15 protein-coding genes are annotated in these 12,663 nt (G+C 22.0%); 2 read left to right on the top strand and 13 right to left on the bottom strand.

Annotated elements, in window-relative coordinates; translation table 4 throughout:
* Nucleotides 1-10: 10 nt before the first annotated feature.
* From LQ356_RS01300 to LQ356_RS01255, 10 genes are all read right to left on the bottom strand, one after another.
* The gene (locus tag LQ356_RS01300; protein WP_405312019.1) at nt 11-295 is read right to left on the bottom strand and encodes a hypothetical protein; all 285 of its coding nucleotides are present in this window, start codon (nt 293-295) and stop codon (nt 11-13) included.
* Between the two features lie 64 nt (nt 296-359).
* A complete protein-coding gene (locus LQ356_RS01295) occupies nt 360-881 on the bottom strand; it encodes a hypothetical protein (protein ID WP_405312017.1) in 522 nt (173 codons plus the stop codon).
* A 471-nt stretch (nt 882-1,352) separates the two neighbouring features.
* Nucleotides 1,353-1,553 carry a RuvA C-terminal domain-containing protein gene (locus LQ356_RS01290; RefSeq protein ID WP_405312015.1) on the bottom strand — a complete coding sequence of 67 codons (201 nt, stop codon included), beginning with the start codon at nt 1,551-1,553 and terminating at the stop codon, nt 1,353-1,355.
* Nucleotides 1,546-2,001 carry a helix-hairpin-helix domain-containing protein gene (locus tag LQ356_RS01285; RefSeq protein ID WP_405312014.1) on the bottom strand — a complete coding sequence of 152 codons (456 nt, stop codon included), beginning with the start codon at nt 1,999-2,001 and terminating at the stop codon, nt 1,546-1,548. The genes LQ356_RS01290 and LQ356_RS01285 overlap by 8 nt, the downstream gene beginning before the upstream one ends.
* Before the next feature lie 31 nt (nt 2,002-2,032).
* Entirely contained in the window at nt 2,033-2,746 is a 714-nt protein-coding gene (locus tag LQ356_RS01280) for a hypothetical protein (RefSeq protein WP_405312012.1), read from the bottom strand.
* Nucleotides 2,747-2,828: 82 nt separating this feature from the next.
* Nucleotides 2,829-3,290 (bottom strand): hypothetical protein, encoded by a 462-nt coding sequence (locus tag LQ356_RS01275; protein WP_405312011.1) that lies wholly within the window; start codon nt 3,288-3,290, stop codon nt 2,829-2,831.
* Between the two features lie 279 nt (nt 3,291-3,569).
* Nucleotides 3,570-4,208 (bottom strand): hypothetical protein, encoded by a 639-nt coding sequence (locus tag LQ356_RS01270; RefSeq protein WP_405312009.1) that lies wholly within the window; start codon nt 4,206-4,208, stop codon nt 3,570-3,572.
* A 651-nt stretch (nt 4,209-4,859) separates the two neighbouring features.
* Nucleotides 4,860-5,660 carry an MAGa4850 family ICE element protein gene (locus tag LQ356_RS01265; protein ID WP_405312007.1) on the bottom strand — a complete coding sequence of 267 codons (801 nt, stop codon included), beginning with the start codon at nt 5,658-5,660 and terminating at the stop codon, nt 4,860-4,862.
* A 407-nt stretch (nt 5,661-6,067) separates the two neighbouring features.
* Nucleotides 6,068-6,940, bottom strand: coding sequence for a hypothetical protein (locus tag LQ356_RS01260; RefSeq protein WP_405312005.1), 873 nt, complete (start codon nt 6,938-6,940; stop codon nt 6,068-6,070).
* Nucleotides 6,940-7,599 (bottom strand): hypothetical protein, encoded by a 660-nt coding sequence (locus tag LQ356_RS01255; protein WP_405312004.1) that lies wholly within the window; start codon nt 7,597-7,599, stop codon nt 6,940-6,942. Before LQ356_RS01255 ends, LQ356_RS01260 begins: the two co-directional genes overlap by 1 nt.
* A gap of 205 nt (nt 7,600-7,804) precedes the next feature.
* Here LQ356_RS01255 and LQ356_RS01250 point away from each other — a divergent pair, with 205 nt between their 5' ends.
* Together LQ356_RS01250 and LQ356_RS01245 are read left to right on the top strand one after the other, a co-directional pair.
* Nucleotides 7,805-9,169 (top strand): putative cysteine peptidase, encoded by a 1,365-nt coding sequence (locus LQ356_RS01250; RefSeq protein ID WP_405312002.1) that lies wholly within the window; start codon nt 7,805-7,807, stop codon nt 9,167-9,169.
* Nucleotides 9,169-9,789, top strand: coding sequence for a hypothetical protein (locus tag LQ356_RS01245; RefSeq protein ID WP_405312000.1), 621 nt, complete (start codon nt 9,169-9,171; stop codon nt 9,787-9,789). The genes LQ356_RS01250 and LQ356_RS01245 overlap by 1 nt, the downstream gene beginning before the upstream one ends.
* 51 nt (nt 9,790-9,840) lie before the next feature.
* On the opposite strand, the gene LQ356_RS01240 is transcribed toward LQ356_RS01245, so the two are convergent.
* From LQ356_RS01240 to cysS, 3 genes are read right to left on the bottom strand one after another with little or no spacing between them, the layout of a single operon-like run.
* Nucleotides 9,841-10,764, bottom strand: a complete 924-nt coding sequence (locus LQ356_RS01240; RefSeq protein WP_405311999.1) for a bifunctional oligoribonuclease/PAP phosphatase NrnA — start codon at nt 10,762-10,764, stop codon at nt 9,841-9,843.
* Nucleotides 10,757-11,455, bottom strand: coding sequence for a 23S rRNA (guanosine(2251)-2'-O)-methyltransferase RlmB (gene rlmB, locus LQ356_RS01235; RefSeq protein WP_405311997.1), 699 nt, complete (start codon nt 11,453-11,455; stop codon nt 10,757-10,759). Before rlmB ends, LQ356_RS01240 begins: the two co-directional genes overlap by 8 nt.
* Nucleotides 11,455-12,663: a cysteine--tRNA ligase gene (gene cysS, locus LQ356_RS01230; RefSeq protein ID WP_405311996.1), complete on the bottom strand. Its 1,209-nt coding sequence runs from the start codon at nt 12,661-12,663 to the stop codon at nt 11,455-11,457. Before cysS ends, rlmB begins: the two co-directional genes overlap by 1 nt.

The following is a 12,663-nucleotide window of genomic DNA, read 5'->3' as shown; positions in this document are numbered from 1 at the left end:
TTTCCTTTCTTTAATCATTTCAATTAATATTTTTGTAATAAAGTTTGTTACCATTAAAAGCAGATTCTATTCATTGAATATGTGTCTTTTTAAACACTATAAAACCTTTTCCAATACTTAAGGGTAATAACATATAAGTATTTTTAAATGTTTTATGTTTAACTATATAACCTGTTCTAATTTCTTCATCATAAACAAATTTAACATTTCAAACAACGTCTTGCAATATATTATCAATAGGTACTTTATTTTTCTTAAGCCACTCTTTTTCTAGTTTTCTAATTTTATTATTCATATATCTTCCTTAAGTAGATTTAAATCTTCAAATTCCAAGTTTTTTTGCTACATTTTCCAATTTTTTAAATAAAAAAGTCAGGAAAATATAATCAAGGGCAAGGTAAATCCAAAATTTTAAATTCTTTAAAAGTTTCAAATATTTCCTTTTTAAACTCAACAAAAATAGAATCCTCTATATTAGTCATAATTTTGTTTGAATCATCAAAATTTAATATTTCTCTCACAAATTCGTCAACTCTTTCAACATATTTATGTACTTGAAAAAATTTTAAATAAAACATTATTTCATTATTAAAAGTTGTTTTTTTGATTGATATCTTTGGTAAGAGAAAGTTAAAAAAAGTTATTTTCTCCAAAATGAAATTTTCTAAAGCATCTTTATTCTTTAATTTTTTATTATGAATTTTTTTTATTAATTTCAATATTTTTCTTGTTTTAATAAATTCATTAAATATTAAATTACAAGCAATTTTAATATCATAAAATGTCTTATTTTCTATAACATTTATTTTTTCGTTTAATAGCTTTAATTGTTCATCTAAATTATTTTCATTATCAATATGAACAATAAAACTTCAAATCATTTATGCTCCTTAATTTTTAGTTTTTCAAATTACAATAACTTTTTCTTTTTCAATCATTTTTTCAAAAACTCATCGCCAAACTTTCTTTTAATAAAATTTTCAATTTCATTTTTGTCAAACTCTCATAAACGGAAATTTTTTAAAAATTTTTTTGAGAAGTTTTTAATTGGACTATTTTTTATTCTGGGAACTAAATATGATAACCTTTTTGAATTAAGGTTTGGGTTATGACATAATCTCATACAATTTTTGTTATTCACTTTACTTTTATGTGTTAAAGTTAAATACTTATATTTGTTATGTTCTTGAGAAAGAATTAATGCATAATGCTTACTTTTATAACAGTATTTAAATTTGAATATATACATTTTATTAATCATTTGTTATAATTAAATTAGAACTAAGCAGGCGTTGTCATTATGACAATGGAGCTATTGATTATCAATGGGGCTTAGTTCCTTTTTTTATTTATTAATTTATTTCTTTGTATTCTTTATCAAATTTATTTTTAAGGGCAATTAATTTTATTGCATCTTCAACACATTGTTCAATGTTTTCATTTATTTTTATATTTTTAAGTGCATATTTAATTTGTAATTCTTTAAAACCTAGTTGTTCCATTGTTTCTTTAAATAATGAAAGATATTTTTTATTTGGATTTGTCCTATTCATTATTCCAAGATGTTCCTCAATAATTATTAAGTCTTGGGTCAAAATTATTTTCAACCCATTTTTGATATTTTTTTGAATAATAATCAGAAATATCTCCCCAAGCACGTGGTGAAATATATGTAATTGAATGAATTTTATCTCTATAGTTATCTGCTAATCAATTTGCAATAGTTTTTCAGCCATTATTTAATAAAAGCATGGCTTTCTTCGGACCTATTCCTTGTAATGAAATTAAGTCTTCAAATAAAATTAGTTCTTTTATATCTTCAAATCCATAAGTTGTTTTTGTATATTCATTTTCTATGCTTGAAATAAAAATTTTTCTAGTTTCCCCTTCCTTGAATCTTTTGACATCAGGAATATTTATTAATTCACCAACATCATTATTTTCAAAAATTACATAATCTTTATCTATATTTATTATTTTTCCTATTTTATATAATGTCATTTTTTTCTTTCCTTTCATAAGTAATTTTTATTTAGTTTTCTTCTAGTTGTTTAACAATATCTTTAATTAAATCAGTTGGTATTGAACTTCTTGTGTCATAACCACAAACTTCACCTCAATTTTTTGATTTTAAATTTGATTTTTTTAAATTCAATTTTTTATTACTAAAAAAGTTAGTAGGTTTTTTTGTAAATGCTTCATCATATGAGTTATAATGTGCTATATTTTTAAATCCTTTAGTATTTATATGGTTTTCAATTCATTGTCACACTTTACTTGTCGAAGGATTTTCAATAACTCACGCCTCAGGTTTATAATGTTCAATAATTGCTAATGTTGCTGCAATAGTATCTTCTCCAATAATTCTTTTAGCTTCTTTCTTAAAAAAGTTTCTTTTTCTAAAATGATTAGTCTGTTTTGTGTTTCAATCATCAAAAAAATCCTTATTTTTAATTTCTACATAATCTTTTGAAATTTTATTTCATAAGTTGCAAGGATTATCTGCTTGAGACCAACTTTCACAAGGCGGAGATGCTAGAATAATGTCTGGTTTTGGTAATTTGCCTAACTCTTCAAATAATTTTTCATTAGATATTCTTAAATCGATAATTTTATAGTTTTCATTTTCCTGATGTTTTCTATTTATTCCTATGCTAATAACTTTATATTTTGGATTATCAATTAATGCATTAAAATAACTTCTTTTACCATCATCGAAAAGTGCAAATATAATTTTTTGAGTCATTTTTGACTTATTTCTTAATTGTTATTGACAAAAAAGTACAAAACTTGTAAAAATTGTCATTAATTAACTTTTTAGATATTTTTTAATAAGAATAAATTAAATTAAGATTTTTATCAATATGTTTATTTGCACTTTGTAAAACATATATTGTTTTCTTTTTAATAAATTCACTAACTAGTCAAATATCATCAAATCCTTTTAATGCTTCTTCGATATTTTTCCATAAGCTTTCAGAAACATAGTTTTTATTTATCTTAAAAATAATTAAATCATTGTGATAATTATTTAATTCAATTGCTACAAAACTTGCAACCCATATCGTTTCTTCAATATTATCAACATTAATAGCATACTTTGAACCATATTTTGTGCTTACTAATTTTGCGGAGTGCAAAGGAGCCAACAATACCATTTCATTTTCTTTTTCATCAACTTTTTCAATATATAAATACTTATTACTTGCTTTTTTTAATGTAACATTTAAATATTTATATGCTTTATTCATTAATCTTTCTAGCTTGTTTTTACCGTTAGCTGTTTTCAAGAAATTCTCCTTAATTATTTTTTCTTTAGTTTTTAAAAATAATGAGTTTATTGAATTAAATTTACTTAATTTACAATGTTTTACTTCCCTAATTTACGAGAAAATATTTCCTTTATTTGCATATTTTTTAGTCAAAAATATGGTAAACGGCGCAAAATTTTGTGGCATTTGGCATATATTTTTAACCAAATTAGCTGGTAATTTTTTCTCAAAAGGCAAAAATTAGTTGGAAAAATGCAATTTTAGGGTACTTTTTGGTTGGAAAAATGCAATAAAACATTAAGTTTTTTGTTTTTTAACATTTATTTTTTGATATTTTTTTAGAATTTCATTGCTTCAATTTATTAATTTTTCATAATAATTATCTTTTTGATTAAATTCTTCCCCATACAATTGAGTTTTTAGATTATTTATTATCAAATTAGTTCTTTCTTCAGTTTCCTTTGAATGTGAATAATAATTGCCTGAATATTCAGAAATAATTAATAAATTATTGGGCAAAACACTTTTTAAAGAATTTTTTATAAAATTTGTTTCCAAACCACAAGGTAAAACTAAGATAATTTTTATTCCACTAGATAATAAAGATTCAACAATATCATTATTTGAGAAATATTGTTTTATATCAAGAATACAAAATTCATCTTTTTTAGAAATATCAACTGATTTCAATAAATCAATATTGCCCTTAAAATACATTAAAAATGGCGGTTTTTTTAATTTTTCAAATGATTTAGGATAAATTTCTTCATCTAAAGTTGTAAAAAACTCAATTTTCTTTTTTAAAACATCATTTTTTAATGATTCAATATATTTTTTTGGTACAAATTCATGACGATTTAAAGAACTCATAATTTCGTCTCAATCACCATTATATTTTTTCGAAAAATAAAGCAAATAATAATTCATATCATTCATTTTTTTAAGCACCTTTCTATTTTTCAGTTGAACTTTGAAGATTTTTAATACAAAAAAATGTTTAATTATTTAATTTCAACGATTTGACAATTAAGAATAGTTTTAAAGTTTAAGAACATTTCATTTTTAAAGGTTTATTGCAATCCTAAAGCCTTGTTTAAGATTTTACAAGTTCTAATACAAATTAAAGAAAACTTGCAATCCTAGAAGATTTATCAAAATTAAGAGAATTTGCAATTTTAAAGCGTTGAATGGAGCTTTCTAAAGGTTCCAATGAAATTTAAAGAAAATTTGCAAATTTAGAGAATCTATTGAATTTAAAAGAAACAATAGAATATATAAACAAAAAACAAAAATATCAATATTCTTTTTTTCTTAGGTAATAATAAATTATTACCAACTATTCTTATGCATACAATTTTGACTAGTAAGAATAAAATTTATATGAGAATTATAATTTTTTCTCAAATAAGTAAATTTAAAATAGATAATTTGCATTATCTTTTTATCAAAAATTAAAATTGTCATAATTTTTAAAACGGTAATCATAATTTTTTTATTGGTGGTTTAGATAAGATTTGCACTTATTTCTTTATTAAGCATTACTACATATGCTACTAAACCTTATTACCAATTACCGTCTTTAAAATATTAAATTCGCATTAACAAATAACGTTCTGTGGTAAATTTATAACCTATAAACAAATGAAAATTTTCACCTGTATTGTTATTGGTCAAAGTTATAAATTTTTCTTTTCTTATTCGAACTATATTGAACATTTCCTTGTATTTACAATCAAAATATGCACAAATACTTTTTAAAGTTAAATATATTTCATTTCTTGACAATCTAAGCATTGAATAATAAGCGTTTTGTAAAATTACTTTTCTTCTTGATTCAATTGATTTTAAATATGAAGCTTTTGAATACTTTTTACTTTTATATTTATTAATTGAATATAAAAGAGCAGCTTTTAATCCATATAGCACAAAAATTCTGAAAGTATCTTTTCCAGATAAAATATATTGTTTCTCACCTTTATTTCTAAGCACATATTTTTTTAGTTTTAATAATTTAGAATTTAAATATTGCTTTTTGTCCAAAATTCCAAGTTCAATTAGTTGATTGATTGAATATTTCAAACTAGTTAATTTAAATCCATATTTTATTAAATCTCCTTGTTTAATATTAGATTTAGAAAGTTTCAACACTAAATAAAGTTCTAATAACACCTTATTTGTTTTTAGCTTTTGATAAAAAGAATCACTAATAACTAATTTAGATTTTTTATTGCAAAGTTTATTAATAATTTCTAAATTTAATTTGTCATATTTTTTATTAGAATATTTACCTCAAAATTTAGATTCAATTTCGATTAATTTTAAATCTCGAAAATCATTATTTACTATGCATTCATTTAAAGTTAGTTGATAATTACTAATTGCACCCATTTTTCTCCCTTTTTTATTAAAGAAACAAAAATTGATGTATAATTAATAATAGATTTGTTTAGTTGTGTGTTTTTACACAACTTTTTATTTTTTTTGTTTCCTTTTTGATAATTTCTGTTGTTTGTAAAGAGTATGAAAAAAAGCAAGCTTATTTCACTTGCTTTTTTGCTTGTTTCTATTAGACCCTTAACTTTTCAACAGGACCGATTATTTTACATATTCACCAGAAAATGGAAATATAATTTGAAATAAAAATAAACTAAATAAATTAACTAATGCGGACAAAGAAATAATATTAAAAGAGTATTCTAAAATTAACGATTTAGAAAATAGAAAAAAATTTCTTATTTCTCGTAACATGAATTTAAAAAATTTTATAAGTTAAATATAGAATTTTAATTAAAATCTTAATATAAATCCTTGAAAAAATCAAATCAATAAGTATCATATTTTTTAGACCATTTTTCATAAATATTTCAATTCTTAACATTAATATTTAAATGTATTACAGGTCTATAAATATTTGATTCAATTTTATTTATTTCAAATAATTGAAAATATTTTTTATATTTTTTGGCGGAAGAATCATAATTATTATTTTTTATTTTATAAGTTGAATCAATATTAATATTTAAAACCTTATTTTTATTACTATAACCAATTTTATTAATTGATATTTCATTTACTAGTTGTTCATTTACATTACTTAAATCTTGAAAATAAGTAAAATTCATAAATACTAAAAATTTAGTTCTAAAAAAATCTTCATCATACTTTTTATTCATTAGTTTGATTTTTTCTTGAATTTCTGGAAAATTTTTTCAATAATCTAAATTAAATATATGTTTATACTTAGAATAAGAGTATATTGCTTGAATTCCTTCAATAAGTTGATAATATCTTGCATCATGCGAATATCTCAAAAATGCTTCATCAAATTCTTCAATTGTATTTTTATCAAAAAGAAATCTATATTTTACTCTTAATAATTGTTTAAACTGCTCCAAGGTATATTCATTTTTATATTTTCGTTCATAGAGTTCTTTAAACGTGTAGTTTTTACCAAATACATAATATTTATCCAAAATATTTTTTCATTCTGCAACATTTGAATTTTTAGCTAATAAGCCATAATACATATAGCTATTATAAAATTTTGAAAAAACATCTTTAAACTGATTATTTATTTCATAATTTGTTTTTTTAATTATGGTACAAGAAGGTAAAAGTGATGATAATATAGCTAATGGTGTAGATAAATAAATTTTTTTTAATTTCATTAAAGTCCTTCTTTAATTTCAATAATTCTTCCCATATTATCAATTACTATTCGTTTATCCAATGAAATTCAATTATTCAATACACAGGGATTAACATTATATAAATCTAAATCTCATTTGTTCATTCTAACTATCATATTTTTAATATATTTTTCTCTAAAATTAAATAGCATTGAATAACTTTTCCATAATTCAGGAAATATTTCATTTTCATCTTTATTTGTGTGGACATCCATGACATCGCTTTGAGTTTTATTTCATGATTTTTTAAGCATTTTAGTAAAATCATTATGATTAAAGTCTCGTAATCAATGTTTAACTATGTGTTGGAAATCAGTTATATCACTTATCATTCATAGAATTGGTCCTATTTTATATTTAGTATAATTTAAAAAATATTCAATTTTTTTAATAAACATTTCATAAATTATCTTTTTTCTTTGTAGTAACGCAGCAATAACTGCAGTGCCTCCTGGTATTTGAGGATCCTCAGTAGATCCTTCTCACTTTGCATGTTCATTTAAAACATTTATATATTTTTTTAGAAACAAAATTAATTCCTTTAAATTGGTGTGAATATTTTTATATTCAACATCAGTTCATGATGAATTGTTAGTATTTTTTGATTCATAAATAACCTTATATAATTCATTTAACATAATTACCTCTACCTTTATATATAAATTATATTTTATATTGAAAAATTAACTCATTAATTTTACTCATCTAATTTTTTAAAAACAATTTTTCCAGTTTTAATTTTTCTAATGAAATATTCTTATAAATTTAGTTAAATACCATTCACTCTAAAGCATTAACTTATTTAAAGTATTATAATTTTTAATATAGTAAAAGGTAGGTAATATGTTTGATATTGAATATAAACGAGAATTTAGTAACATTGAAAATAAAATAAAACAAAATGAAATTAAACAAGTTGAAAAATTAACTAATAGATCAATTAATGCTTATTTAAAATATGTAATATTGGAAATATTTAAATACAACCAAAAAGTATTATATGAGATTAAATCATGAAGGATAGTTTATGATGGATTTAATAATGCATACTTATATGTTGAATTTAATCCTTATGGATTAATGATAATCTCGCTTATTAATAATGAAAGTATAATAATTAACCCTTTTCTTAATTCAAATAATTTAGAAAAATATAAAAAGTCTAAAAAATTAATTCTAGACTTTAGCACTTTAAAAGTTAAAAATATTAATACAGAAGATATAAAAACATTTAATGTAAAAAGTACAAATAAAATTGATAATCCAATTTTAAATGCATTAAAAGAAAAAAATTATTCAATAAACGATAATTTAAATAATGCATTGTTAAAAAATGAGTATAAAAAATTATTAAACTTTAAAAAAATTAAAGATACTAACATTAGTATATTTAATAATAAAAAACCTCCAAAAATATATAAGCCAAAAAATGATGAATATTTGCAAGTCCAAAAAGAAATAACATATTCGTGGTGATTCAGAAAAGCTATGCTAAGATATGATTTTGGGGAAACAGATGATAAAGAATTAGGATATACAAAACCAGAAGAAGATGAAACTGGATTATGTCATTATATTGCATTAGCAATGTTATTACAATATGCAGAATTTTTCTATTCTAAAGATGTTTTTAGTGATAAACAAATTGAAAAATACATAACTAAAAGAACAAAAATGTTATACCCAGAATATTATCCCGAGTGAACTGAAAAATATCCAGTAATTCCTAAAATATCAAAAGAATTAGTTAAAGATTTATGGCAAATATATGGTAAAGGCAGAATCAGAACAACCAGCTTATATTTAAGACAAGTTGCTGAATATTTTATTCATGAAAACAAAAGTAGATATGATAAAAAACCTAATGTTACCTTTCATAGAAGATCTGCAGGATGAATTAAACCTTGAAAGTGAATAAATGACAATAAACCATGCATAATATATGGGCTTACCATTCCAAATCCTCCATCAGTTAATGAAGATAAAAAATATATAGGTCATGCAATCATTGCTTATGGATATACAGATAATGGAAATAAATTATTATGTCATTATGGGTGAGAAGGATATAGTCAAATTTTAGTATCATCAAGTTTATCAGGCCAATTATGATTACTTGGTGTTTCAAAAACTGGTGATAGCAAAAAGCCGAGAGAATACTTTTATCATAATGGGAAATACATATCAGGAGTAGATTTTAATAAATAATGAAAAAATTAATATTAAATAGTTTAATGATGGGATTTCCTATTTTAACTTCATTAAGTTTTATATCATGTAATGAAAGAAAACAATTTTATAATGTTTTAAATAAAAATAAAGGTGTTTTTAAAATTAATAAAATTGAATCAAATAATAATGATATTTATGAAAAAATATTTAAAGAAAATTATGTTTTATTCCAATTTGGTAATTATGAAGGACTAAAAAATAACTATATTGAAAAAGAGCAATTATTTACATATATTTATAAAAATGTTGATAAAAAAATTTATTGAGCAACTTTTATTTATAAAGAAATATTAAACTATTTAAATTTATCTAAAAATGAAATGAATGATTTGTTAAATAATTATTCTTTAGATAAAGCAAATAAAGAAAATGCAAATAATATACGTTATTATTCTTTAAGTGGCAATTCCAAAGAAAAATCAATTTATTTTAGAGGGGTAATAAGATTTTATAATTCAAATAACAAAGAATTATTCTCCATACGTGTTTCGGCAAAATTATTTTTTAATAATAAATCCAGTTTAACAGAATTTGAATTTGTAGGTAACTTTAAGCCTTTTAAAATTAAAATAAATTTAATGTATAGTGCTTTTTAAATAGTTAAAAAATAAATAAATTAATTTATTGTTATAAGTTTTAATATTTAATTATGCTAATTTATTAATGTAATTAATAGCATTATTAACTTCTCTAATCTCTTTAATTACAAAACCTGCAGAATTAAAATGTCCACCACCTCCAAAATGTTTAGCCACTTGTGAAACATTAAATGATTTTTTTGATCTAATTGAACATCTAAAATAATTTTCTTGCTTCATAAATGCTATTCATACTTCTGTATCAACTAATTCGCCTAGTTTTGACACTAATGGTTTAGCAATATCATTAGGAATAATATCATCAGTAATAATTCAAGAAACAATCCCCTCAGTTTTAATGTCTTTACATGCATTAAATATTAATTTATTCTCATTTGGATTCATTTGCATTTTTTGAACTAAATCTAAATAATTTAAACCTTTTGACATTAAAAATGACATCATATCAAATGTTTCACTTGTTATATTTCGTTCTCTAAAAAATTCGGTGTCAGTTAATATAGCAACTGCAAGCCCTTCTAAAACAATGTGATTGACTTTTAAGTTTAATGTTTTAACTAATAATGTTATAACTTGCCCTTCAGCAGGTCAATAATCACCACCAATTTCATATAGTCATTTTTCTTCACAAGGATGATGATCTAATTTTAACGATTCTTCTGAAATAACTCTTTGATCAAATATTCTTTTTTTAGTTGATGTATCAACAACAACTTTTAATGATTTATCAAAATATTCTTGACTAACTAAAGAGATAGGATCTTTAATTAAAAAAGATAAATTTCGCGGATAATCTCCTCCAGATATTTTTACATCAACATTATTTTTACAATTTAGTTTTATTAATTCTTGTAATGCAATGGCACATCCTAAAGTATCACCATCAGGTTGAGTATGAGTACATAATGTAATATATTCAGCATTAGAAATAATTTTTCATATTTCCCTAAATTTTACTTCAAGATTATTCATTGTTTTCTCCTAACTTTTTATTTATTTCATATAGCATAATCCCTGTTGCAACAGAAACATTTAATGATTGCACTTCTCCACTTTGTGGTATATAAACATTTTGATCGCTTATGTTTAATAATGTATTAGAAACACCTTTTTCTTCATTGCCCATTATTAAACATAAAGGAAAATTAAAACTTGCTTTACATACATTAATTGCTTTGTCACTTAATGCTGTAGCATACACTCAAAAATCATTTTTTTTAAGTTGATTTATTGCATCAAGCAAACTTGCAACTTTTATGATTTTAATATTATTAAAACCACCTGATGAAATTTTTAAAACAGTAGGCGTTATTGAGGCTGAACGATCTTTAGGAATAATTATATGTTTTACTGAAAAAGCATTAGCTGAACGAATTATTGCACCTAAATTTTGAGGATCTTGTATATGATCTAACATTAAAACAAAATTGGCTCTATCTTTAAAAATTGATCCTAAATCATAATATTTATATTCTTCAATTTCAGCAATATATCCTTGATGATTTCCATTAATTAATTTATTAAGCTCAAAATTAGTTAAATATTCAACATTTTTAAAATTAAGTTTAATGTCGTGCCCTTTTAACAAATATATTTTTTTAATTGGATAGTTTGCTTTTAAAGCATCTAAAACTGAATTTTTACCATATATATATTTAGTCATTATAATATCTTTTCTTTAATTAAAATTTTTCTTAATTCATCAGCTTTTTGAAATTCCTTTTTATCTCTGAAAATTAATCATTCTTTATATATTTCCTTAATTTCATTAGATAAAAATTTTAAGGGGAATAAAAATCCTAAAACCTTCATAACTTCAAAAAAAGTAACTAAGTTATTTTTATCTTTGCTTAATGCAAATATTTCTTTGTTTGCATTAGCAAAATCAAGAGATCCAATTAAAGTTAAAATATTTTTCATTAATTCTTCGTTAACTTTCTGAGTTTTAAATTCAGTGCTTAATTGAAATTGATTTCAAGTAATTAGATATTTTTCAATCAAGTTATTATTTGCTTCAAATAATTCATCTGTCATATTAATAGGTTTAGAATAATTTGTCATTAATAAAGTTAATCTATATGTGTCAGCATAATATTGTTTTAAAAAATCATGTGGATAAATAATATTACCTATTGATTTTGACATTTTTTGATTTTTGTAGTTTAATGTTCCGAAATGAATTCATTTATTAGCAATATTTTGATTATACAAAGCATAATGTTGAATGTTTTCATTTTCGTGATGTGGAAAAATTAGATCAATACCACCACCATGAATATCAATAGTTTTGCCTTTAAAATATGTATCAATAAATGCTGCACATTCAGTATGTCAACCAGGTCTTCCCTTACCAAATGGAGAATCATATTTAATACCAACTTTAGTATCTTTTCATAAAGCAAAATCAGCTTTGTTTTTTTTAATAATTTTGCTATCTTCAAATTCTAAATTTTCAAGTTTTTGACCACTAACTATTCCATATTGCAAACTATATTTTTTTACATCAAAATAAACATTATTGCCAATTTTATAAGCAGATTTATTGTCAATTAGTTTTTGAATATATAAAAATAATTGATTAAGTTCTTCTGTCACTTTAGGCATTTTATCTGGTTTTAAAATATTAAAGTTGCCTAATTGTTCTAAATAATATAAATAAAATTTAGTTGAAATACTTTCTTCTGAAACATTATTAGTTATTGCTTTATTAATAATTTTGTCGTCAATATCAGTTATATTATGAACGAAAAATATTTCCTCGCCTAAGTATTTTTGAGCTCGAATCATAATATCAAAAGTTAAAATTGGACGTAAATTCCCGATGTGTGAATAATCATAAACCGTTGGACCACATAAGTAGTATGTCTTCAT

It is taken from the genome of Metamycoplasma faucium, assembly GCF_045160055.1.
Classification (GTDB): domain Bacteria; phylum Bacillota_I; class Bacilli_A; order Mycoplasmatales; family Metamycoplasmataceae; genus Metamycoplasma; species Metamycoplasma faucium.
The sequence above is the reverse complement of the archived record's forward strand: the minus strand, read 5'-3'. Positions and strand labels throughout refer to the sequence as shown.